This window comes from Hymenobacter terricola, assembly GCF_017921975.2.
In the GTDB taxonomy this organism is placed as follows: domain Bacteria; phylum Bacteroidota; class Bacteroidia; order Cytophagales; family Hymenobacteraceae; genus Hymenobacter; species Hymenobacter terricola.
Genome location: NZ_JAGEMO020000010.1, coordinates 72,485 through 95,584 on the forward strand (window position 1 = coordinate 72,485; position 23,100 = coordinate 95,584).

The following is a 23,100-nucleotide window of genomic DNA, read 5'->3' on the forward strand; positions in this document are numbered from 1 at the left end:
GTGTCAAACGGTTTGCTTGGTTTTTTTGTTGATTTAATGCTGCGCTTTTTTTTATTGTTTCTTTGTGCCGCGCAATAATTACCACGATTTTCTTCGGAAATAAGGGTTGCTGCGCTACGTGCTTTCTTACCTGATTTATGTCATCTCTCCCTAAGCGTTACACCGTTACCGCTGCTTTACCCTACGCCAACGGCCCGGTGCACATTGGCCATTTAGCCGGTGTTTATTTGCCCGCCGACATTTATGTGCGTTACCTGCGCTCGGCAGGCCGCGACGTAAAATTTATCTGCGGTTCCGACGAACACGGCGTTCCGATTACTATTCGCGCCCAAAAAGAAGGCGTCACTCCGCAGCAGGTAGTGGACAAATATCACGCCTTGATTCGCGATTCATTCAAGGATTTCAACGTGTCGTTCGACGTGTATTCGCGCACGTCATCGGCCACGCACGCCGAGGTTTCCAGCGGGTTTTTTACCAAGCTGAATAACGAAGGTAAATTCATTGAGCAAACCACTCAGCAGTATTTCGATGAAAAGGCCCAGCAGTTTCTGGCCGACCGCTACATTGTGGGCACCTGCCCCAATTGCGGCAACGAAAATGCGTACGGCGACCAGTGCGAGCGCTGCGGTACCTCGCTCAGCCCCACGGAACTAATTAATCCGCGCAGTATGCTTAGCGGGGCGCACCCGGTGTTGCGCGCTACCAAGCACTGGTTTTTGCCCCTCGACCAATACGAGCCCTGGCTGCGCGAATGGATAATTGAAGGCCATAAAAACGACTGGAAAACCAACGTATACGGCCAGTGCAAATCGTGGATTGACCAAGGCCTGCACCCCCGCGCCGTGACGCGCGACCTGGACTGGGGCGTGCCCGTGCCAGTGCCCGGTGCCGAGGGAAAAGTGCTCTACGTGTGGTTTGACGCACCAATTGGCTATATCTCGGCCACCAAAGAAGCCTTCCCCGACGAGTGGGAACTGTACTGGAAAGATGCCGGCTCGAAGCTGGTACATTTCATTGGCAAGGATAATATCGTATTTCACTGCATCATATTTCCGGTGATGCTGAAGGCGCACGGCGAATTTATTTTGCCGGATAACGTGCCGGCGAATGAATTTCTAAACCTGGAAGGCGATAAAATAAGCACTTCCCGCAATTGGGCGGTATGGCTGCACGAGTATTTACAGGATTTCCCGGGCCAGGCCGATGTGCTGCGTTACGTGCTGTGCGCCAACGCCCCCGAAACCAAAGACAACGACTTTACCTGGAAGGATTTCCAGGCCCGCAACAACAACGAATTGGTTGCTACCCTCGGTAATTTCGTGAACCGGGCTGTGGTGCTCACGCACAAATTCTTTGAAGGCAAGGTGCCGGAGTTGGGCGAATTAACCACCATTGACGAAGAAACCTTCGCCCAATTAGTCGAATTTCCCGCCAAAATTGGGGAGCTAATTGAAAATTACCGCTTCCGCGACGCCTTGGCTGAAGTATTGAACCTGGCGCGTTTGGGTAATAAGTACCTGGCCGAAACCCAGCCCTGGCACCTTATTAAAACCGATGCCGCGCGCACTGGCACCGTGCTGCACGTAGCCCTGCAAATTGCGGCGGCCCTTGCCCCGGTGCTGGAGCCCTTCCTGCCCGAATCGGCCCGGAAACTGGCCGCCATGCTCAATCTGGAGCTTGGTAATTGGGCCAGTGCTGGCCGCCCTGATGCGCTGGCTGCCGGCCACCAGCTGCGCGAGGCGGAATTACTATTCGCCAAAATCGAAGATGCCGTGGTCGAAACGCAGGTGCAAAAGCTGCTCGACACCAAGAAAGAAAACCAGCTCGCCAGTACGCCCGTCACACCGGCTAAATCGGATGTGTCGTTCGATGATTTCGGGCAGATGGATTTACGCATCGGCACCATTGTGGCAGCAGAAAAAGTAGCCAAAACCAAAAAGCTGCTCAAACTAACCGTTGACCTGGGCCTGGAGCAACGCACCATCGTGAGCGGAATCGCCGAATACTTCATTCCCGAGGCCCTGATTGGCCAGCAAGTGCAGGTATTACTCAACCTCGCGCCCCGCGAAATCAAAGGCATTAAAAGCCAGGGCATGCTCCTGATGGCCGAAAATGCCGATGGCACCCTGGCGCTGATGCAGCCCAGCGTGCCCGTGCGCAACGGCAGCAGCATCGCGTAATCGCGCCGCTATTCAGAGGCAAAAAAAGCCCGGTTGCGCTACGCAACCGGGCTTTTTTTGCCTCTGAATAGCGGCGCTTATTTCACGTTAACTACGTTCATCGCACGTTCCAAACCGATTGACCCGAACGCCAGAATAGCATCCGCCGCTTTTTCAATCCGCGTCGGCAATTCAATTAATTCATCGGGCGAAAAAGGATTCAATACGTAATCAACCTGGCGGCCTTTGGGGAAATTAGCATCCACGCCAAAGCGCAGCCGCGCGTAAACATCCGTGCCCAGAGTGGCCTGAATGTCCTTCAGGCCATTGTGGCCGCCGGCTGAGCCCTGGCCTTTCAGGCGCAGCTTGCCAAAAGGCAGCGCGAGGTCATCGGTCACGACCAGCATGTTTTCGACCGGAATTTTTAGCGCGCTCAGCCAGTGCGCGGCGGCTTTGCCACTCAGGTTCATGTAAGTGGTGGGTTTCACCAGCGCGTAGGTGTGGCCTTTGTGCTTGAATTCGGTCACAAAGGCGTGGCGGCTGATTTCAAAGCGCGGGGCCTCAAATTTAGCTGCCAGATAATCGGCCACCATGAAGCCGATGTTGTGCCGGGTGTCGGCGTATTCGGGGCCAATGTTGCCCAGGCAGAGAACCAGAAACTTCATATCGCGGATTTAATCGGATGGCCCGGATTTCACGGATTATTGGTTGCGTTAACGTACTTCTACCGCGGTATTGGGGTATACTGCTGGGTTCTACAATCAAAAAGCCGCCCCAAAATTGGAGCGGCTTTTTGATTGTATCGGGAAATTAGCCAGCCAAATCCCTGGAATCCGGATAATCCGACTAAATCCGCGATACTTATTTGCCCGCGGCCAGCTCGCCTTTCAGCGCGCGCGGGATGGTGATAGTGGCAATCGGTGCCTCGACGCTGGTCAGGATGGTGTAGTTGTTCGGCACTACGGCACCTACTTTGATGGATTTGCCGAGCTCCATCGTGCCGATGTTCACTTCCACGTAGTCGGGGAGGTTGTCCATCGTGGCGCGCACGCGCACTTTGCGCAGCTTGCTCACCAGTTTGCCACCGGCCAATACGCCCGGCGATACGCCGATGTATTTCACGGGGATGTCCATTTTCACCTCTTTGCCTTCTTCCAATTCCAGGAAGTCAACGTGGAGGAGCATTTCGTTTACGGGGTGGAACTGGGCGTCCTGCACGATAGCGCGGTACAGGGTGCCTTCCACGTTCAGGTCCACGATGTGCGCCTCTGGCGTGTACAACAATTCGCGGAACAGGATAGCGGGCACCGAGAAGTGCACGGTGTCTTTGCCGCCATATAATACACACGGTACTTGAGCGTCGAGGCGCAATGCCTTGGCGTCCGTTTTACCGAGATTCGCTCTTTTAAACCCTACAATCTCGAGGCTTTTCATAAAAGTGGTTTTTGGGGATGAAAAATGGCCCGTTTGCCTCCAACGTTGGAGGCAAACGGGCCGCAAAGGTACGGGAAGGGATTGGGAATTAAAAGCTAAGGCTCGTCATTGCTTCGCTACATGCGCACTGACAGGCAACTACACAAACAGCGAGCTGATGCTCTCGTGCGTCACCACGTTGCGAATGGCCGCCGCAAACAGCGGAGCCAGCGAAATAACCCGGATTTTCTCGTTCTCCTGACGCAGCGGAATGGTGTCGGTCGTAATCATTTCGGTGAGGGCCGAGGCCCGGATGCGGTCGTGGGCCGGGCCGCTCAGCAGCGGGTGCGTGACCACGGCGCGGACGGATAGCGCCCCGCGCTCCATCACCAGTTCGGCGGCTTTGCAGATGGTGCCGGCCGTGTCCACCATGTCATCTACAAACACCACGTTCATGCCCTTCACGTCGCCAATCACCTGCATGGAAGCAATTTCATTGGCCCGGAGGCGCATTTTGTCGCAGACTACGATTTCCGCGCCGAATTTCTTGGCGAAGGCGCGGGTGCGCACCACGCCGCCTACGTCGGGCGAGGCAAAAATCAGGTTGTCGAGGTTCAGCGACTTGATGTAGGGGGCCAGCACGGTGGCGCCGTCGAGGTGGTCGACCGGGATATCGAAGAAGCCCTGAATCTGGCCGGCGTGCAGGTCGCAGGTCATCAGGCGGTCGGTGCCCACGCTCTGGATGATGTTGGCCACCACTTTGGCGCCGATGCTAACGCGGGGCTTGTCCTTGCGGTCTTGCCGGGCGTAGCCCATGTAGGGCATCACGATTACCACTTTGTGGGCCGAGGCGCGCTTGGCGGCGTCCACCATCAGCATAAGCTCCATGAGGTGCTCGGCGGGCGGACAGGTGCTTTGGATGAGGAACACCTCGCAGCCCCGCACGCTTTCGTTGAAGCTCGGGCCCATTTCATTGTCGGCGAAGCGCTGGAGGCTGAGGTCGCCCAGCGTGGTGCCGTAGGCGGCAGCAATATTTTCGGCGAGGGCGCGGGAGGCGCTTCCGGCGAATATTTTGACCTGTTTCATAGGGGAAGGTGCTGATTTATTGAGTTGATGCGCGGAAGGCTCGTAGTGTTGGGGCTGTCGAAACAGTCTGGTAGAAAAGCGAAAGGCGCTGACCACTCCCGATATTGGAGAAGCCAGCGCCTTTTCGGTTACTCGAGCTTTGTCGTTGTCCGACCAGGGCTCGAACCTGGACTTTCTTGAATCAAAATCAAGCGTGTTGCCAGTTACACCATCGGACAATTTCCCGGCGGGCTACGTGCCGTTTGGGACTGCAAATGTACTACCGGAAAAATTCGAGGCAAGGTTTTGTGGAAAAATTTTCTGGAGAAAATCGGGCCGCCGGGGAGCACAAAGCCGCCAAACGTTCATTGGTGCCTGATTTTCACCTGATAATGATGCTGATTGCGTTCCACAATGAAGATGGCAGACTTGTGCGGATAAGGTTGGAAAAGCCGTGCTTCTGCCGTAATTTTGCGGCCTGAAAACCGCATTAACTTCATACTAATTACATCGCAATGGCGAATACCGGCAAAATCACCCAGGTCATCGGCCCCGTCGTGGACGTGAGCTTCGCGGGTGAAAACACGAAGCTGCCCAACATCCTCGACGCGCTTGAAGTCACGAAAGACAACGGCCAAGTGGTGGTGTTGGAATGCCAGCAGCATTTGGGCGAGGACCGGGTTCGGACCATTGCCATGGACTCGACCGAAGGCCTGACCCGTGGCGCTGAAGTGCGCGACCTCGGCGCGCCAATGTCGATGCCGACCGGTGACGCCATCAAAGGCCGCCTGTTCAACGTTATCGGCCAGGCGATTGACGGGATTCCACAGCCCAAGAGCGACGGCCCGCTGCCGATTCACCGTCAGGCTCCGCCTTTCGAAGATTTGGCTACTTCGTCGGAGATTCTGTACACCGGCATCAAGGTAATCGACCTGCTCGCGCCTTATGTGAAGGGTGGTAAAATTGGTTTGTTCGGTGGGGCCGGCGTGGGCAAAACCGTACTCATCATGGAACTGGTGAACAACATCGCCAAGGCCTACGCGGGTCTGTCGGTGTTTGCCGGCGTAGGCGAGCGCACCCGTGAGGGCAACGACTTGCTGCGTGAATTCATTGAGTCGGACATTATCAAGTACGGCGATGCTTTCAAGCATTCGATGGAAGAAGGCGGCTGGGATTTGTCGAAAGTGGACGAAACCGCCCTGCTGGAATCGCAGGCAACCCTCGTGTTCGGCCAGATGAACGAGCCCCCCGGAGCCCGTGCCCGCGTAGCCCTCTCGGGCCTCACGGTGGCCGAGAACTTCCGCGATGGCGACGGCACCGGTGCCGGCCGCGACATCCTGTTCTTCATCGACAACATTTTCCGCTTCACGCAGGCGGGTTCGGAAGTATCGGCTCTCTTGGGCCGGATGCCTTCGGCCGTAGGTTACCAGCCCACGCTGGCCACCGAAATGGGTGCCATGCAGGAGCGCATCACCTCGACCAAACGCGGTTCCATCACCTCGGTGCAGGCCGTGTATGTGCCGGCTGATGACTTGACTGACCCGGCCCCGTCGACGACGTTTGCCCACTTGGATGCTACCACGGTATTGAGCCGCAAAATCTCCGAGCTGGGCATTTACCCCGCCGTGGACCCGCTGGACTCTACCTCGCGCATCCTGTCGGCCGAAGTGCTGGGGGCTGAGCATTACGACACTGCCCAGCGCGTGAAGGAAATTCTGCAGCGCTACAAAGAATTGCAGGACATCATCGCCATTCTGGGAATGGATGAGCTTTCGGAAGAGGACAAGCAAGTCGTGAACCGCGCCCGTCGCGTGCAGCGTTTCCTGTCGCAGCCCTTCTTCGTGGCCCAGCAGTTCACCGGCCTGCAAGGCGTATTGGTTGACATCAAGGACACTATCCGCGGCTTCAACGAAATCATCGCCGGCAAGTACGACCACCTCCCCGAGGCGGCGTTCAACCTCGTGGGTACCATTGAGGATGCCGTGGTGAAAGGCGAGAAGCTGATTGCGGAAGCAAAATAGGTTTTAGTTGTCGGTTGCTCGTTGTCAGTTGTTAGCTTGTTCTAGCAAAGACAACGAGCTGCTGAAGCCTAACAACTAGCAACTAACAACTGACAACTGACAACTGACAACTAAGAAATGCATTTAGAAATCATCACCCCCGACCGCAAGGTATTCGAAGGCGAAGTGACGTCGGCCCAGTTTCCGGGGGCCGATGGCTCGTTTGAAGTGCTGAATAACCATGCCCCGCTGATTGCCGCCCTGAAAGCCGGCGAGGTGAACCTGACCGGCGCCAATGGCCGCGAAGCCATCCGCATCGAAGGCGGCGTGGTGGAAGTGCTGCGCAACAACGTGATTGTGCTGGCCGAAGGCGCGGTGGCCTAAGCCTGGTATCGAAGACTATTGAATACTTTTGAAGAGCCTTTCCGTAACCGGGGAGGCTTTTCTGCTTTATTGCTCCCATGAATATTCAGCCCAAAATCACCCCCATCTACCAAACCTCGGTTTTCAAGTTTGAGGACCTCGACGCGGTGCAGCAGTACTTCGACGAGCCGGGCAGCCGCTACCTGTACTCGCGCAACGGCAACCCTAACACCGACGAGCTGGCCGCGGCCGTGAACCGCTGGGAAGGCGGCGCGGGCGCGGTGGCTACGGGCTCGGGCATGGCGGCAATTTTCGCGGCCATTCTCACCTATTGCCAGGCCGGCGACCATGTGCTGTGTGCGGCCGATATCTACGGTGGCTCGGCGGCGCTGCTGAATCTGGAGCTGTCGCGGCTGGGGATTTCGGTGAGCTACGTGCCGTTTGAGCAGTTGTATGAGCTGAAGAATTACGTGCAGCCCACCACCAGGCTGCTGCTGTGTGAAACGATGAGCAACCCGCTGCTGCGCGTGGTGGACCTGCACGCCTTGGTGGCCGAATGCCAGCAGCACGGCCTGAAGCTGGTGGTCGACAACACGTTTTCGACTCCCGTATTGACCCGGCCCCTGACTTACGGAGCCGACCTGGTGCTGCACAGCGTGACCAAATACCTGGCCGGTCACTCCGATGTGACGGCCGGGGCCGTGGTGGCCCGCGTGGCTGAGGACGCGGCCCGGCTGCGGCAAATTGGGGTGGTATTTGGCCTGACTTTGAGCCCGATGGAAAGCTGGCTGAGCGTGCGCGGCATGAAAACCATGCGCCTGCGCGTGGCCGCCCACAGCGAGAATGCCTTGATAGTAGCGGAATTTCTGGACCAGCACCCGGCCGTAGAGGCGGTGTATTACCCAGGGCTGCCCACGCACCCGCAACACACGCTGGCAACGATGCAGGGGGCGGGCCGTTTTGGGGGCATGCTCTCGTTCCGCCTGCCCGATGATGCGGCGGTGGTCAACGGCTTCATGCAGCGCAGCCGCTTGTTCCCGTTCGCGCCCTCGTTGGCGGGCGTGGATTCGTCGTGCTCGCACCCACTTTATACCTCGCACCGGGCCCTCACCGACGCGCAGCGGGCAGAGCTGGGCATCTCAGTGGGGCTGGTGCGGCTGAGCGTGGGCATTGAGCCCGTGGAAGAGCTGCTGGCGGACCTGGCGCAGGCGCTGGGGTAGGAGGGAAGCCAGCGACCGGAAGGGTGTTTTTGGGGTGATTTTAAGCGGCAGTGCGCGCCTGGTTGGTGGCTGTAAGTGGGAGGATATTGGCTAAAACGGGTTTACTACCGTAAACCAAAGGGTTAATAAACCTTGCCACTTGCCTATGTCCCGCACGATAATCGTTTCCAACCGCCTCCCCACCAAAGTCCTGCGCACCGAAGAAAGCCTCACGTTTCAGCCCAGCGAAGGCGGGCTGGCAACGGGTTTGGGCTCCATCTACCGGGCCGATGGCAACGTGTGGGTGGGCTGGCCGGGGCTGTTCGTACAGGATGCCGAGGAAGAGCAATACGTGACCGAGCAGCTGGCCGCCGACAGCATGGCCCCGGTGTTTCTGACCGAGGCCGAAATCCGGGACTTCTACGAAGGCTTCAGCAATTCCACGCTCTGGCCCACTTTCCACTACTTCACGCAGTTTGCCACCTACGAGCAGGCCCACTGGGATGCTTACGTGGCCGTGAACGAGAAATTCTGCGCCGCCGTGCTGGCCCAAACCGGCCCCGACGACATCATCTGGGTGCACGACTACCAGCTGCTGCTGCTGCCCGAGCTGCTGCGTCGTGCCCGGCCTGAGGCCACCATCGGCTTCTTCCTGCACATTCCGTTTCCGTCGTATGAGCTGATTCGGGTGCTGCCGTGGCGTTCGGAACTGATACGTGGCATGCTGGGGGCCGATTTGATTGGCTTTCACACCTTCGGCTACATGCGGCATTTCCTGGATACCGTGTCGCAGGTGCTCGGCTTGTCGGCCATCAATGGCCAGATTGAGGTGGAGCAGCGGGCCGTGCGCGTCGATGCCTTCCCGATGGGCATCGACTACGAGCGGTACGCCCAGGCGGCGGCCTCGGAAGTGGCGAAGGAGCACGAAGCCGTGTACCGGGAGGCGCTGCACGACGTGCGCGTGATTCTCTCCATCGATAGGCTCGATTACACCAAGGGCATTGCCCAGCGCCTGCGAGCGTTTGAGCTGCTGCTACAGCGCTACCCCGAGTGGCGCGAGCAGGTGAGCCTGATTATGCTGGTGGTGCCCTCGCGCGACCAGGTGGCCCAATACGCTGATTTGAAGGTGGAAATCGACGAGCTGGTGGGGCGCATCAACGCGCACTTCCGCACCATTGCCTGGAACCCGATTCACTACTTCTACCGCTCGCTGCCGCTGGAGGAGCTGGCTTCGCTCTACCGCCTGGCGGAGGTGGCGCTGGTGACGCCCATGCGCGACGGCATGAACCTCGTGGCCAAGGAATTTGTGGCCAGCAAAGCCGACCAGCGCGGTGTGCTCATCCTGAGCGAGCGGGCCGGGGCCGCCCGCGAATTGTCCGATGCCCTTATCATCAACCCCACCGACATCAACCAGCTGGCCGAGGCCATGCACGAGGCCCTGGTGATGCCCGAGGAAGAGCAAATCCAGCGCATGACGGTCATGCGGGCCTTGGTGAAGCGCTACAACGTGTTTTCCTGGACCCGGCTTTTCCTGAATCAGCTGGCCTACACCAAAATGAAGCAGCAGACCCTGGCCACCGAAACGCTGACGCCCGCGCCTACCAACCAGCTGCTCGACGCCTACCACGCGGCCTCGCAGCGGCTGCTGCTGCTGGACTACGACGGCACGCTGGTAGACTTCCACCCCAACCCGCAGCGCGCCCAGCCCGACCAGGAGCTGCGCCTGCTGCTGCGCGCCCTGGCCGATAACCCCCGGAACCGCGTGGTCATTATCAGTGGGCGCGACCGGGGTACGCTGGAGAAATGGCTGGGGGATTTGCCCGTCGATTTCATTGCCGAGCACGGCGTGTGGCTGCGGGCGGCGGGGGATGAGTGGAGCCTCTTTCAGCCCCTGCGCAACGACTGGAAGCGCGAGCTGCGCCCGGTGCTGGAGCTGTACGTGGCCCGCACGGCCGGCTCGTTCATTGAGGAGAAGGATTACTCGCTGGTGTGGCACTACCGCCGCGTCGATACCGAACTGGGAGCCGTGCGCGCCCGCGAGCTGCTCAACCACCTTTCTTTCATGACCTCCAACACCGATTTGCAGGTGATGGAAGGCAACAAGGTGCTGGAAATCAAAAATGCCGGCATCAACAAAGGCACGGCGGCTACCCGCTGGCTCAGCCAGTACAGCCCCGATTTTATCCTGGCCCTGGGCGATGACCGGACGGACGAGGACACGTTCCGGGCGCTGCCGCCGGAGGCCTTTACGGTGCGGGTGGGCTCGGCGCCGCATTCGTCGGCGCGGTTCCATGTGGGCTCACCCACGGAAGTACGGCAGCTGCTGCGGAAGCTGCTGGGGTAGGGGAAGGAGAAGCAATAATACTGAACGCCGTGCTTATCCGGCGTCCGCGCAGCCGAAGCCTGACGTCCTTTTTTACCTTCCGGCTACCCCACAAACTGCGGCTTATCGAGCCGCTGGGCGATGCGGTAAGCCGCATTCACCAGGCCAACGTGGCTGTAGGCCTGTGGGAAATTACCCCACTGCGAGCCGGTTTTGGCGTCCACATCCTCGGAGAGCAGGCCCAGGTGGTTGCTGTAGGCCAGCAGTTTCTCGAACTCGCGGGCCGCATCATCGAGGCGGCCGACGCAGGCCAGGGCCTCCACGTACCAGAAGGAGCAAATGAGAAAGGTGGTTTCGGGCGTGCCGAAATCGTCGGGGTGGCGGTAGCGGTAGAAGAGGCCTTCGGGGGTTTTCAAGTCCTTTTCCAGCTCGATGAGGTGGTTTTTGGCCTTGTCGGAAGCGGGGTCGAGGTAGCCCATGAGGATGAGCTGGAGCGTGCTGGCGTCCAGGTTTTCGGAGCCGATGGCGTTGGTGTACACCCCGCGCCCGGCGTCGTAGCACTGCTCAATACGGTCGGTGGCGGCCTCAATGAGGCGGGTGGCGCGGGCTTCCATAGCGGTATTGCCGAGGCTGCGGGCTACTTGCCGGGCCGCGTGGCCGCCGGCCCAGTGAAACAGGAAGGTGTAGCAGTGTCGCTGCGCGATGTGGCGGAATTCCCAGAGGCCGGCATCGGGCTGGTCGAGGGTTATTTCCATGAGGCGCAGGGCTTCGGAGGCGAGCTTCTCGGGCGGAAGCTGGGTGGGGTGCACGAAGCGGGCATCGACGTAGAGCGGCAGCAGGGCCACCAGCACCTGGCCGTACACATCGTTCTGGATGTGGGTATAGGCGTCGTTGCCGATGCGCACGGGCTGGTTGCCAAGGTAGCCGGCCAGCGGCAGCTCGGTTTCCACCAAATCGGCCCGGCCGCTGATGCTGTAGAGCGGCTGGTACTTGTCCTGCACCTGCACCTTGGTGGTGATGTTGGCGATGAAGTGGAAATACCGCTCCATCTCCTCGAAGTGGCCGATGTTGTTGAAGGCCGTGAGGATGTAGAACGTGTCGCGCATCCAGCAGAAGCGGTAGTCCCAGTTGCGGGTGCTGCCGGGGGCCTCGGGCAGGCTGGTGGTGGTGGCCGCGATGATGGCCCCGGTGTCTTCGTACTGGTGAATCTTGAGGGCCAGCGCCGAGCGAATCACCTCGGCCTGGTGGAACGTGCCGATGCTGGTGCTCTTCACCCACTTGCGCCAGTAGTCCTGGGTGTTGCGCAAAAACTGCTCCGCCGTGCTTTCCAGGGGGGCTTCCAGCGGCGCGCCGTAGGTGAGGACGAGGTATTTGGTTTCGTTGAGCACAAAATCTTCCTCATCGAGCACGTAGGTGAGCGGAATGTTGGTGGTGAGGCGGATTTCCTCTTCCAGCCCCAGAAAGGCAATGTGGTTGGAGCTGCGGCGGCGCGTCAGCTCCTGCTCGCCGTACTGGCCCACGGGGCGGCAGGCCACGCGCACGCGGGGCGTACCGGCCAGCGGCTCCACCTTCCGCACCAGCATGAGCGGCTTGTAGTAGCGCTCGTACTGCGCGAAGCGGGGCGCAAAATCCGTGACGCGGTAGCGCCCGTCGGCGGCCGTGATTTCGGTGTGCAGCACGTTGGTGTTGGCCTCGTAGTACTGGTTGGATGTGAACGCAGCCCCGGCGGCGGGCCGGATGCTGTACTCGCCGCCCTTGTCTTCGTCGAGGAGGCTGCCAAACACGAAGCTGCTGTCGAACCGGGGCCAGCAGAGCCAGCGCACGGCGGTATCGGTGCCGATGAGGCCAAGAAAGGCGCAATTGCCAATCAGGCCCATGTCATAGGTATGTTTCGTCATGAGGAGGGGGCTGCGCGGCGAAGAAATCAACCGCATGAAGGGCGCGCTTTCTGACGAGCCCTGCCGGTAATACCCCGTTCCGACGGCTGGGGTTACCGGCCCGGCCCCGAAGCCAGCGCGCCCGAGCACCGCGTGCTGCCCGGCCCGACGTTCGGGGCAGGTAGAAATACGGGAGGTGGTGAATGGCTATTTCTACGCTGAAGGAGGCCGCTGGTAAGCTCGTGCTTTGCATGGCCAAGTGGCAGAAATTCCTGTCGGGAATCCCTCGGCTGCTGGCCATTCATCATCTTCTCCATCCTCTTTTTATGCCCAATTCCAACGCAACAGTACAGTTAATCAACGGCTCCGGGATTCTGGGAGCCAGCCTCAATATGTGCGGCCCCTTCGCCGGCAGCCTGCTGGGCCAGGTCTACAACATGGACGCCGGCGACGTGGTGAAGGGCTTCCCCACCGCGCACCCAACGGTGAACTTCGCCATTCCCCGGAACGCGACTTTCGTGGAAAATACCTCTTCCTACGCGACGGCTTCCAGCTACAGCAGCCGCGAAGAATACAACTCGCATTTCGCCGCCAAAGCCAACGTGGAAGGCAGCTACATGGGCTTCAGCGCCTCGGCCGAAACCTCGTTCAGCAAGGACGTGGACAACAAAACGTCCAGCTCCTTCGGCGCGCTGACGGCTAACACGCACCTCTACGACCTGAACCTGGCCACCCGGGCGGCCTCGGCGCTGTCGGCCAACCTGACGTCGGATTCGGACTACCTGGCCCTGCCCACCCGCTACGACGCGGCGCAGCCCCAGGCCTTCCTGCGGTTCTTCCGCAAGTTCGGCACCCACTTCGTGTCCGGGGTGCAGATGGGCGGCCGCCTGGAATACAGCGTGGCCGTGCACTCGAGCTCCCACTTTACGGGTACGGAAACGAGTGCGAAGCTGAAAGCGGAGTACAAAGGCGTGTTCGCCGACGTGTCGGCCAGTGCCAGCGTCGACTTCAAGACTGCCGACAAGAAGTGGTTCGACAGCACGGAGCGGTACGTGTACGTGGCGGGCGGCGACAACAGCATCCTGGCCTCGGTGGTGCCGGCCGTGGATGAAAACAACCACGACGCCTTCGAGAAGTGGCTGCTGAGCATTGCCACCGGCGGCGCGGCCATTCCGGACGTGCAGGTGACGTCCATCGACACCATTTTCAGTGGCGACCAGGCCACCGCCGTGCGCGATGCCCTGCGGGATTACAGCGCCAAATACATCGGGGCCGACATTTCGGACATCACCGGGCGCGTGCGGGTGGCCGGCACCGAGGTGCGCCCGGACCTGTTCAGCACGCCCGTATCGGTGCCGCCGCGCTATTCGCGGGGTCGGCTGGAAGTGGCCGTGCTGGACCCCCAAACCCTCGCCCTGGTGTATGCCAATGCCTGGGTGGCCCCGCAGAACCCCGCCGACCTGGTCGACTTTTTCGCGCCGGCCCTGGCGGCCCTCCAGCCCTACCAATCCACTAAAAATATTCTGATTGTGAGCATGGCCAGCCTCGTGGGGGCCACTCACCTGATGCTGAAGGCCGGGCCGGCGTTCGGCAACTTCCTCGCGGCGAACTGCGGGGCCGGGCCGGGCCTGAAAGCCTACTTCAACCGGCCCTTCACCGGGAGCGACGAGCAGCCCAGCGGCCGGGCCAACTACGGCTTGCTCACCACCTTCAGCGCCACCCGCGCGGGCGTGGAGCAATATGCCGAGCCGCCCATGCTGCACGGTGCCACGATGATGACCTTTCCGAAACCGCTGACCGTGTACGGGTTCCTGAACCCCTACGTGAACGGGCAGGGCGAGCTAACCTACGGCTTGTCGGCGATGGGGCTCCCGCCCGTTATCGTGCGGGGCACGGCCCTTCATGCCCACGCGGCGGCCGAAGCCGAGACGGAAGCCGTTGCCTAAGGTCCTGGTGGTCGGGTTCGCCAACGGCGGAACCGGCCTCTCCCGGGTCGTCGAGACCCTCGTCAATTCCCTGGTACCTGCACACGCTGTGCAGGTACCAGGGATTGATGGCGTTCCGGGCCACCCCGCCGCGCCGGGCGTGCGCCTGCACGCCAACCCCCACGTATGGGACCATGTGGCCGGGGTTGAAATGGGGCGGCTTATCGAGGCGGAGGGCATTGACATCGTGCTTATCAACCACGACTTTTTTCGCCTGCCGCGCTACCTGTATTTTCTGGAAAGCAGCCGGCGCCGGCCCCGCATCGTGTACTACTGCACCGTGCCCGGCCGCCTGCTGGTGCCGGATTGGGCCCAAGATTTGGCCCGCGTCGATGCCCTGGTGGTGCCCACGCAGTTTGCCCAGGCGCAGTACGCAGCGGCTTGCCAGCAGCTGGGCCGCCCCGATTTGCGGGCCAAGCTGGCCGTGATTCCGCACTGCGTGGAAAATGCGGCTTTTTATGAGCTGGACCAGGCCGCGGCCCGCGCCCAGCTGCTGCCCGGCCACCGCCGCGACCCCGAAGAATTCCTGGTGCTCAACGCCAACTGCTTTCAAGAGCGCAAGGAAATGGGGCTGACGCTGGCCGGATTCCGGCTTTTTGCCCAGGGCAAGCACCCGGCGGTGAAGCTCTGGCTGCACACCAACCAAAGGTGTGGCAATGAAAATATCCTGGCCCTGGTGCACCAGCACGGCCTGCGCGGCCGGGTGCAGCTGACCACGGATAAGGTCTCAACCGCCACCCTCAACCTCATCTACAATGCCTGCGACGTGGGCCTGAATACCGCCAACGCCGAAGGCTGGGGCCTGCTGGCTTTCGAGCACGCCGCCGCCCATAAGGCCCAGGTGCTGCCGGCCCACGGCGTGCTGGCTGAGCTGTGGCAGAACCACGCCACGCTGCTGGAAATAGACCACGAAAGAACCGCAAACGGCTACTTCGCCGAGGCCCTGACCACGCCCGAAGCCGTGGCCGCCGGCCTGGAAACCCTCTACCGGAACCCGGCCCACCGGGAAGTAATGGCGGGCCGGGCGCGCCGGAATGCGGCATCGCCCGCCTACGCGTTTGCGGCGGTGAGCCGGCAGTGGCAGGCGCTGTTTAGCCGGATTGGGGCGGCTTTATAGCTTGTCCGAGACCTGCGAGGAAATCTGCTTGGCGGTGCGCAGGGCCTGAAACTCGCCCTGCTGCGAGCGGATGGTCAGCTTGTCATCGAGCGAAAAGGTGCTCCGCAGCTGCTGGTAGCGCTCGGTGAGGCTGCTGAGCACGGCGGCGGCGTTGTTCCAGTCGGCGGGTTTCCAGTTGGGGCGGTCGGTGCGGACGCGCTCGATAAAGGCCTCGTAGGCGCTGAGCAGGCCGGTAGTGGTGAGCGTGGAAACAGTGGTTTTCTTGCGCAGAAAGGCCGTGACCTGGGCGTCGGAGGCCGCCGCGATGGGAGCATCCATGGTGGTGGACGCGCTGGAAGGGGCCGGGGTGGTGCCGGCCGGCACGTTGATGGTGCGCGTGGTGCGCCGAATGACCTTGCCCGTGGCCGGGTCCAGGTCTTCGGTGACTTCGGTTTGCTGCTGGGTGCCGGGGGTGGCCGCCGGCGTGGTGGCCGTGGTGGTGGACTTGGTGGTACTGGTGGTGGCCGGCTTGGTTTGCGCGGCGGCGGCGAAGGGGAGGGCCAGCAGGAAAGCGGCGAGAAGGCGGGAATTATTCATGACGAAAAAAGAGTGGATAAGCCTTTAACGGCAAACACCGTGCTACGGTGTGCAACGGGCTGCTCCAGAAAAAAACCGTATTCTTACAGTGCAGCTGATAATCAGCGCACGGCCGGGCTTTCCGGTTTACCTTTTCTCCTTGTTTATTCTCATGAAAGGCGCGTACTCTACCTACTTCGACAACCTGTTTCTGGCGCTGCGCATGGCCCGGCCCGATTTCAAAGCCCAGGCCAGCTATGCCCTGCGGGCCGGCCGCGAAGCCGCCCTCGGCAAGGAGTTTGACCCGCTGCTGGCCGACCTGGACACGGCCATCACCGGCTTCGACGAAACCCTGGCCGACCGCAACCAGTCCACGGCCAGCGGCACCGACGCCTACCACCTGGCCCGCACCGCCTGGCTCGAATTCGTGGACGACACCATGAAGGACCACATCACGCCCAAGCTCCGCAAGCTGCCCATCTACGCCGATTTCAAGAAGTTTGGCAAGAGCAAGCTGGCCGCTCGCAAGCAGCCCAAGCTGCTCACCGAGGCGCAGGCGCTGCTCGCCCTCTACACCGCCGAGCAGGGCCGCCTGTACCCCGGGCTCGGAGCCGATGCCAAAAAGCTGTACGATGCCCTGGTGGCCACCGATGAAAACCGCGACAAGCAGGCCGCGACCATCGACACCGCCATTGTGGACCTGGCCGACGACCGCGCCGCCATTGCCCGCGCCCAGCACCGCCTCAAGGCCCAGCTGGAGCTCACCTTCGACAAGCCGGAAAAGGTGTACAGCTTTTTTGATTTCTCGACGGCGCGCGGCAACAAGACCACGCCCCAAACCCCCCCGACCATTCCCGAGGTCTAACCCGAGCGTACTTCGGTACAACCTGCTTGCTGAATGCCAAAAAGCCGCCTGTACCTCGGTACAGGCGGCTTTTTTAGGTCCGGAAGCCCATCGTACCGAGGTACGGCTGCCTTTTGGGACTTCGGAAGGGGACCGTACCGAGGTACGATGGGCTTCCGGGTATTCGGGCACCGGACCGTACCGAAGCACGGCCGGGTTGCGGACCTGCCGGGAGGGGAGCGTACCGAGGTACGGCTCATTTCGGCTATTCAATCGCGGCCGTTAGCGCCGCGTGGCACGGGGCCGGGTCGAGCGCAACATGACGGTGATGACGGAATCGGTGGGGCCGAGCAGGGCCGGGGGGCTGATGTAGCCGGGGTAATCCACCAGCAGCTCGTAGGCCCCGGCGGGCAGCGCGAGCAGGAACTGCCCCTCGGAGTTGGTGGTGACGGCCGTGCGGGTGCCTTTCACCAATACGCTGGCCCCCACCAGCGGCCGCCGGTTGGTGTCCGTCACCAGCCCGCGATAGGTGCGCAGCGGCTGCCCCGGCTGGGCCGCGCCGGGCAGGGCTCCCACCCCAAGAATGATTACCCACAGCAGGCGCACCAACAGCATACGGCTCCGGAAAGAGGTGAGGAAGGGCCCGATGGGGCCCCTGTCAAAAATACGCCCGCCCCGGCCCGTCTGCATGCTATGAAATGGTTATCAATTGGCGCTGCCCCGCCTGTTCTGGAATGGCTATAACGGCCCACGGCACGGCACGCTTGAAAAACATAACATTGGAAAAGGCCGTTTTTAGCGGCTGACGGGGTAATGATTTTGTAATATTGCCCCATGGAAACCCCTGCCTCGCCCTCGCGCGACACCCTAATTGTCAGTGTTTGCATGGCTGCAATGGCCCTGCTGGCCATCGTGCTGCTGGCGCTACGCTAATTCTGCAACCGGGCCTGCTGCACGGCGGCCCCTCATCCCTCTCTTCCTATGAGTACCCCCAAAAAGCTCCTCGCCGGCCAGTTGGCCGAAGCCGTTGCCTCCCACCTCGGCGGCGACGCCTCCACCCCCGGCCAGCCCCCCAAAGCCGTTGCCAAGACCCTGCGGCAGCTTGCCAAACAGCTCACCAAGCAGCAAAGCAAGCAAGCCAAAGCGCAGGCCAAAGCGGTGCCAAACCCCACCCCGCTCACGGCCAAGCGCGCCCGCAAAGCGCTGGCCGGCGAACTGGCCGCCGCGCTGCAGCCCTACCTGGGCACCGCCGAAGACCAGGCCGGGCAACCCCCCAAAGGCGTCACCAAAACCGTGAAGCGCCTGGCTGCTCAACTGGTGAAGCAGCGCCGCAAGCAGGCCAAGCAACACGCCAAACAAGCCAAATCGGAAGCCAAGCAAACGGCCAGGGAAGCCAAACAGGGCCCCAAGGCCGCGAAGGTCGCTGCCGCTGCGGCCCCCGGGGTCAAGCCGGCTCCGGCTGCCAAAGCCGCCCGGCCAGCTGCGCCCCGTGCCGCGGCCCCGGTGGTTGCCCGCCGCCTGGCCGCCAAACGGCCCGCTGCCAAGCCCGCCGCTACACCTCCGGCCCCCACAGAAACTGACCCGGCCGAGTAGTCCGCAACTTAGGTCAGCTACGTCCTCTACTACTAAAAACGGCCCCTGCCTTCCGGTTGGGGCCGTTTTTAATGGGTGACACGGGGCGAATTTATAGCACTTCGCGCACGGCTTCGGCCACGCGGCGCAGGTCGGCTTCGGTCATGGCGGTGCCGCTGGGCAGGCACAGGCCCCGGGCAAACAGGTCGGCGCAGACCTCGCCGCCGTACATGGGCGCGGTGGCGAAGAGGGGCTGGAGGTGCAGCGGTTTCCAAAGCGGGCGGCTCTCGATGTTGTGGGTTTCGAGGTGCAGGCGCAGCGTTTCGGGGGTGGCGAGCGGGGCGTCGGAGTCGGCCTCCGGCTGATTTAGTAGGATGGTGGTGAGCCAGCGGTTCGAGCGGCTGCCGGCGGGCTCGGGAGCCAGGGCCACGGTGAGGCCCGGCCGGCCGGCGAGGTGCTTCTGGTACCAGGCGAAGATTTCGCGGCGGCGCTTCACCCGTTCGTCCAGCAGCTCCATCTGGCCCCGGCCGATGCCGGCCAGCAGGTTGCTCAGCCGGTAGTTGTAGCCTACTTCGGAGTGCTGGTAGTGCGGCGCGTGGTCCTTGGCCTGGGTGGCCAGAAAACGGGCGCGCTGGGCCAGCGTGGCATCGTTGGTGACCAGGGCGCCGCCGCCGCTGGTGGTCAGAATCTTGTTGCCATTGAAGGAAAACACCCCCACCGCGCCGAAGCTGCCCAGCGGCTGCCCCTCGAAGCGGGAACCCAGCGCCTCGGCCGCGTCTTCGAGGATGGGAATGTCGAATTCCTGCGCCAGGGCCAGGATTTCGGGCAGCCGGGCGGGCATCCCGTAGAGGTGGACGAGGATGAGGGCCTTGGGCTTTTTGCCCAGGGCGAGGCGGGCCACAATGGCTTCGCGCAGGCGCTCGGGGCACAGGTTCCAGGTATCGGCTTCGCTGTCGACGAACACCGGCGTGGCCCCGAGATAGAGCACCGGGTTGGCCGTGGCTACGAAGGTGAAGGACGGGCACAGCACCTCATCGCCGGGCCCCACGCCCAGCAAAATCAGCCCCAGATGAATGGCGGCCGTGCCCGAGGTGAGGGCCACGGCGTGCGCCATGCCGGCAGCCTGGCAGATATCGCCCTCAAACCCGGTGATGTTGGGGCCGGCCGGGGCCACCCAATTGTCCTCAATGGCCTTGTGCACGTAGTTCAGCTCGTGCCGGCCAAGGTGGGGCGGGGAAAGAAAAAGACGGTCGTAATCCTGGCTACGCATTAAATCAGTGAGCAGTGAGCAGTGAATAGTTGACAATTAGTAATGAACAGTTAGTAAAAGCGGAGCTTGGTCAATTGCTGACTTTTCACTGCTAACTGTTAATCACCTTAGCCGGTACGCCCACGGCCGTGACATGGGCCGGAATGTCGCGCACGGCCACGGCCCCGGCCCCCAGAATGCCGCGCGCCCCAATGCGCACGCCTTGTATAATGGTGGCACTGGTGCCGACGTACACGCCGGTTTCGAGGTGGGCCGCGCCGCTCACGTTGGCGTGCGGCATGAGGGAGCAAAAGTCGTCCAGTACGGCGTCGTGGCCCACGGTGCAGCCCAGGTTGAGCAGCACGAACCGGCCCAGGGCAATGTCACAGGTCAGGATGCAGCCCTGCTGAATGATGCAGCCGGACCCCAGCGCAATGTTCTGGTGGGGCCGCAGGGCCACGTCGGGGTGCACCAGCACCGGAAAGCTCAGCAGCGGCGACGTAAGCCGGGCAACCACGGCCGCCCGGCCGCCGGGGTTGCCCACGGCCACGGCCACGGCTAGTGGTTCGGCGGTGGCGTTGAGGTCGGCCGCGGTGCCGAGGTAGGGGAGGCCGGCCACGGTGGCCGTGGCGGGGGGCTGGTCGTCGTAGAAGCCGCGCACGCTCCAGCTAGGGTGCGCCTCGTTGAGCTGGCGCAGCAGCAGCAGCACCTCGCGGCCCAGCCCGCCCGCGCCAAAAATCACCAGCGGCGGCAGCGCTTCCGCCGACTCAATCTCAAAATCAGAAAAGAAAAGTTGGGTCATAACGAAATGTGCTACGAGGAAACCGGGGGCGGAGTGCTGCCCCGGAAGGGCGTGGTGGTGGCCTGGCCCGGCGCGGTGATGCCGCTGCCGCGCAGCACCCGCCCGGCGGTGCGCCACAAGATGGTCAAATCCAGCCGGAAGGAGACGTTATCGACGTACCAGACGTCGAAGGTGAATTTTTCTTCCCAGGAAATGGTGTTGCGGCCGTTCACCTGTGCCCAGCCGGTGAGGCCGGGGCGCACGGCGTGGCGGCGGGCCTGGGCCACCGAGTACAGGGGCAAATATTCGGGCAGCAGCGGGCGCGGGCCCACCAGGCTGAGGTCGCCGCGCAGCACGTTCCAGAGCTGGGGCAGCTCGTCGAGGGAAGTGGCGCGCAGCCAGCGGCCGAGGGCGGGCAGGCGCTCGGCATCGGGCAGGAGCCGGCCATGGGCATCGCGGGCTTCGGTCATGGTTTGCAGCTTATACAGCGTGAACAGCTGCCCGTGCCAGCCCGGCCGCGCCTGCCGAAACAGCCAGCGGCCCCGGTTCTGGCCCGCCGCCAGCGCCGCCGCGCCGGCCAGCAACGGCAGCGCGAGCAGCAGCAGCGGGGCCGCCAGCACCAGGTCGAGCAGGCGTTTGCCGTGGCGGGAATAAAAGGAAGCGGGGGCGGACACGTAGCAAAAGTACCTTTGCCACCGCCGCCCCACCGTTTCGTTTCCGTTCGCGCCCCGTATGCTCGTCTTCCCCAACGCCAAGCTCAACCTCGGCCTCTACATCACCCAGCGCCGCCCCGACGGCTTCCACACCCTCGAATCGGTGTTTGTGCCCCTGCCCTGGACCGATGCGCTGGAAATTTTGCCCGCCCCCGCCGGCCAGGCCACCAGCATCACGCTCACCGGTCGCCCCATTCCCGGCGACCCCGGCACCAACCTCTGCCTCAAGGCTTACGAGCTGCTCCAAGCTGACTTTCCGCAGTTGCCGCCGGCCCAGCTTTACCTGCACAAGATTGTGCCCATCGGCGCGGGCCTGGGCGGTGGCTCCGCCGATTGTGCCTTCGCCCTCAAGGCCACCAACGAGCTTTTCGGCCTGGGCCTTTCCGCTGAAGCACTGGAAAGCTACGCCCGCCGCCTGGGCTCCGACTGTGCCTTTTTCATCCGCAACAAGCCCGTACTGGCCGTGGAGAAAGGCGATATGTTCGAGGACATCAGTCTGAACCTGGCCGGCACCAGCTGCGTGGTGGTATACCCCAACCTGCACATCAGCACGGCCGAGGCTTATGCCCGCATCACCCCGCAGCCACCAAAATACCCGTTGCGCGAGGCGCTGGCGCAACCCATGGCCACCTGGCGCGCCACGGTCAGCAACGATTTTGAAGCGGCCCTCGCGCCCGCTCATCCAGTGCTGGCCGAGATTAAGCAGCAGCTCTACGCGGCGGGCGCGGATTATGCCAGCCTTTCGGGCTCCGGCTCGGCCGTGTATGGGCTATGGGAGGGTGGGGAACCGGCGGCACTGCAGTGGCCAGCGGAGTACAGCGTGTGGCAGGGCAACCTCACCCCCTGACCCCCTCTTTTTGGGAGAGGGGGTCAGGGGGTGAGGTTGACGACCACCGGCTCCTTGTCCTTCGCCCACCGTGCCACCAGCGGGTGAATCAGCACGCTGATGACGATGAGCAGGGTGCCCCAGTAGAAGCCAGTGGCCATGCGCTCCTTGCTGCCAAACACCAGCACTGCCAGCACAATGCCGTACACCGGCTCCAGATTAACGGTCAGGTTGACGGCGAAAGGGGAGAGACGCTTCATCAGTTCCACCGACGTGGAGAAGGCGTACACCGTGCACACGCCGGCCAGCAGGCCCAGCCACAGCCAGTCGTAGCCGTGCCAGGCCAGCTGCAAGCCCCGGCCCTGCGTGAAATAGCGGCTGTAAACCGGGAAGAACAGCACCACGCTCAAACAAGCCCCCGCCATCTCATAAAATGTGAGCCGCAGCGGCGGATGCGTCTTAATCAGCTTGGAGTTCAGCACGCTGAACAGCGCCGACAGCCCCGCCGAAACCACCGCCACGCCCAGGCCCAGCAGCTGGTCCAGCTCGGCCTGGCTCACCAGGTACAGGCCCACCATCGTGATGAGGCCCAGGCCCACCTCGTAGCCGCGCACCCGCCGCCACAGCAGCAGCGGCTCCAGCAGCGAGGTCCACAGCGCCAGCGTGGCCAGGCCCGCCAGGCACACGCTCACCGATGACAGCCGCGCCGCCAGAAAAAAGGTAATCCAGTGCGCCGCCACCAGCGCGCCCACCGCCAGCAGCCGTCCCGCCTGCCCCATTGATACGCGCCACGGCAGCCCCCGCGCCCCCAGCAGTGCGGCCAGGCCGGTGGCCGCCAGCAGCGTGCGCCAGAACACCAGCTCCACCGGCGGCACCGTCAGCAGCTTGCCCAGAATGGCCGTGAAGCCCCACAGGAGCACAATGAAATGAAGCTTGAGGTAGTCGCGGAGCATGAATTGATGTGCTGATTGTGGGATGTGCTACTGTGCTGGTTTTTCAATGCAATTCGGCTGGTCCCTTATCAGCACATCAGCACATCCCATAATCAGCAAATCAACA

At 62.2% G+C, this 23,100-nt stretch carries 20 protein-coding genes and 1 tRNA gene; 10 read left to right on the top strand and 11 right to left on the bottom strand.

The window, feature by feature from the left end:
- Positions 1–137 precede the first annotated feature (137 nt).
- A complete protein-coding gene (metG, locus tag J4G38_RS10155) occupies positions 138–2,180 on the top strand; it encodes a methionine--tRNA ligase (RefSeq protein WP_210516531.1) in 2,043 nt (680 codons plus the stop codon).
- A 77-nt stretch (positions 2,181–2,257) separates the two neighbouring features.
- Here metG and pth read toward each other — a convergent pair whose 3' ends face one another.
- The 4 genes from pth to J4G38_RS10175 all read right to left on the bottom strand — a co-directional run bounded on the left by pth (position 2,258) and on the right by J4G38_RS10175 (position 4,876).
- Positions 2,258–2,824, bottom strand: a complete 567-nt coding sequence (pth, locus tag J4G38_RS10160; protein ID WP_210516530.1) for an aminoacyl-tRNA hydrolase — start codon at positions 2,822–2,824, stop codon at positions 2,258–2,260.
- A 196-nt stretch (positions 2,825–3,020) separates the two neighbouring features.
- Positions 3,021–3,593, bottom strand: a complete 573-nt coding sequence (locus J4G38_RS10165; protein WP_210516529.1) for a 50S ribosomal protein L25/general stress protein Ctc — start codon at positions 3,591–3,593, stop codon at positions 3,021–3,023.
- Positions 3,594–3,731: 138 nt separating this feature from the next.
- Positions 3,732–4,658, bottom strand: coding sequence for a ribose-phosphate pyrophosphokinase (locus J4G38_RS10170; protein WP_210516528.1), 927 nt, complete (start codon positions 4,656–4,658; stop codon positions 3,732–3,734).
- A gap of 145 nt (positions 4,659–4,803) precedes the next feature.
- A tRNA-Gln gene (locus tag J4G38_RS10175) sits at positions 4,804–4,876 on the bottom strand.
- A 276-nt stretch (positions 4,877–5,152) separates the two neighbouring features.
- On the opposite strand from J4G38_RS10175, the gene atpD reads away from it, so the two are divergent.
- The 4 genes from atpD (at position 5,153) to J4G38_RS10195 (ending at position 10,543) form a co-directional block, all read left to right on the top strand.
- Entirely contained in the window at positions 5,153–6,658 is a 1,506-nt protein-coding gene (gene atpD, locus J4G38_RS10180) for a F0F1 ATP synthase subunit beta (protein WP_210516527.1), read from the top strand.
- Positions 6,659–6,775: 117 nt separating this feature from the next.
- Positions 6,776–7,021 carry an ATP synthase F1 subunit epsilon gene (atpC, locus tag J4G38_RS10185; protein WP_210516526.1) on the top strand — a complete coding sequence of 82 codons (246 nt, stop codon included), beginning with the start codon at positions 6,776–6,778 and terminating at the stop codon, positions 7,019–7,021.
- Positions 7,022–7,098: 77 nt separating this feature from the next.
- A complete protein-coding gene (locus J4G38_RS10190) occupies positions 7,099–8,220 on the top strand; it encodes a trans-sulfuration enzyme family protein (RefSeq protein WP_210516525.1) in 1,122 nt (373 codons plus the stop codon).
- Positions 8,221–8,365: 145 nt separating this feature from the next.
- Entirely contained in the window at positions 8,366–10,543 is a 2,178-nt protein-coding gene (locus J4G38_RS10195) for a bifunctional alpha,alpha-trehalose-phosphate synthase (UDP-forming)/trehalose-phosphatase (RefSeq protein ID WP_210516524.1), read from the top strand.
- 83 nt (positions 10,544–10,626) lie between these two features.
- On the opposite strand, the gene J4G38_RS10200 is transcribed toward J4G38_RS10195, so the two are convergent.
- Positions 10,627–12,420, bottom strand: a complete 1,794-nt coding sequence (locus J4G38_RS10200; RefSeq protein ID WP_210516523.1) for a glycoside hydrolase family 15 protein — start codon at positions 12,418–12,420, stop codon at positions 10,627–10,629.
- A gap of 305 nt (positions 12,421–12,725) precedes the next feature.
- On the opposite strand from J4G38_RS10200, the gene J4G38_RS10205 reads away from it, so the two are divergent.
- Both J4G38_RS10205 and J4G38_RS10210 read left to right on the top strand, forming a co-directional pair.
- Positions 12,726–14,345, top strand: coding sequence for an MAC/perforin domain-containing protein (locus J4G38_RS10205; RefSeq protein ID WP_210516522.1), 1,620 nt, complete (start codon positions 12,726–12,728; stop codon positions 14,343–14,345).
- On the top strand, positions 14,338–15,501 hold the full coding sequence (locus J4G38_RS10210) for a glycosyltransferase (RefSeq protein ID WP_210516521.1): 1,164 nt from the start codon (positions 14,338–14,340) through the stop codon (positions 15,499–15,501). The genes J4G38_RS10205 and J4G38_RS10210 overlap by 8 nt, the downstream gene beginning before the upstream one ends.
- On the opposite strand, the gene J4G38_RS10215 is transcribed toward J4G38_RS10210, so the two are convergent.
- Positions 15,496–16,077 carry a hypothetical protein gene (locus J4G38_RS10215; protein WP_210516520.1) on the bottom strand — a complete coding sequence of 194 codons (582 nt, stop codon included), beginning with the start codon at positions 16,075–16,077 and terminating at the stop codon, positions 15,496–15,498. The two genes, J4G38_RS10210 and J4G38_RS10215, sit on opposite strands and share 6 nt — an antisense overlap.
- Positions 16,078–16,228: 151 nt before the next feature.
- On the opposite strand from J4G38_RS10215, the gene J4G38_RS10220 reads away from it, so the two are divergent.
- Positions 16,229–16,921, top strand: coding sequence for a hypothetical protein (locus tag J4G38_RS10220; RefSeq protein ID WP_210516519.1), 693 nt, complete (start codon positions 16,229–16,231; stop codon positions 16,919–16,921).
- Between the two features lie 261 nt (positions 16,922–17,182).
- Here J4G38_RS10220 and J4G38_RS10225 read toward each other — a convergent pair whose 3' ends face one another.
- Positions 17,183–17,515 (bottom strand): carboxypeptidase regulatory-like domain-containing protein, encoded by a 333-nt coding sequence (locus tag J4G38_RS10225; RefSeq protein ID WP_210516517.1) that lies wholly within the window; start codon positions 17,513–17,515, stop codon positions 17,183–17,185.
- A gap of 366 nt (positions 17,516–17,881) precedes the next feature.
- Between J4G38_RS10225 and J4G38_RS10230 the strand changes: the two genes are divergently transcribed.
- Positions 17,882–18,493 (top strand): hypothetical protein, encoded by a 612-nt coding sequence (locus tag J4G38_RS10230; protein ID WP_210516515.1) that lies wholly within the window; start codon positions 17,882–17,884, stop codon positions 18,491–18,493.
- A 91-nt stretch (positions 18,494–18,584) separates the two neighbouring features.
- On the opposite strand, the gene J4G38_RS10235 is transcribed toward J4G38_RS10230, so the two are convergent.
- From J4G38_RS10235 to J4G38_RS10245, 3 genes are all read right to left on the bottom strand, one after another.
- The gene (locus J4G38_RS10235) at positions 18,585–19,742 is read right to left on the bottom strand and encodes a DegT/DnrJ/EryC1/StrS family aminotransferase (protein ID WP_210516513.1); all 1,158 of its coding nucleotides are present in this window, start codon (positions 19,740–19,742) and stop codon (positions 18,585–18,587) included.
- Between the two features lie 91 nt (positions 19,743–19,833).
- Entirely contained in the window at positions 19,834–20,523 is a 690-nt protein-coding gene (locus J4G38_RS10240) for an acetyltransferase (protein WP_210516511.1), read from the bottom strand.
- Positions 20,524–20,534: 11 nt separating this feature from the next.
- Positions 20,535–21,176 (bottom strand): sugar transferase, encoded by a 642-nt coding sequence (locus tag J4G38_RS10245; RefSeq protein WP_210516509.1) that lies wholly within the window; start codon positions 21,174–21,176, stop codon positions 20,535–20,537.
- A 58-nt stretch (positions 21,177–21,234) separates the two neighbouring features.
- Between J4G38_RS10245 and ispE the strand changes: the two genes are divergently transcribed.
- Positions 21,235–22,062: a 4-(cytidine 5'-diphospho)-2-C-methyl-D-erythritol kinase gene (gene ispE, locus J4G38_RS10250; protein ID WP_210516507.1), complete on the top strand. Its 828-nt coding sequence runs from the start codon at positions 21,235–21,237 to the stop codon at positions 22,060–22,062.
- Positions 22,063–22,085: 23 nt separating this feature from the next.
- Here the strand turns inward: ispE and J4G38_RS10255 are convergent, their stop codons facing one another.
- Positions 22,086–22,994 carry a DMT family transporter gene (locus J4G38_RS10255; protein WP_210516505.1) on the bottom strand — a complete coding sequence of 303 codons (909 nt, stop codon included), beginning with the start codon at positions 22,992–22,994 and terminating at the stop codon, positions 22,086–22,088.
- Between the last annotated feature and the right edge of the window lie 106 nt (positions 22,995–23,100).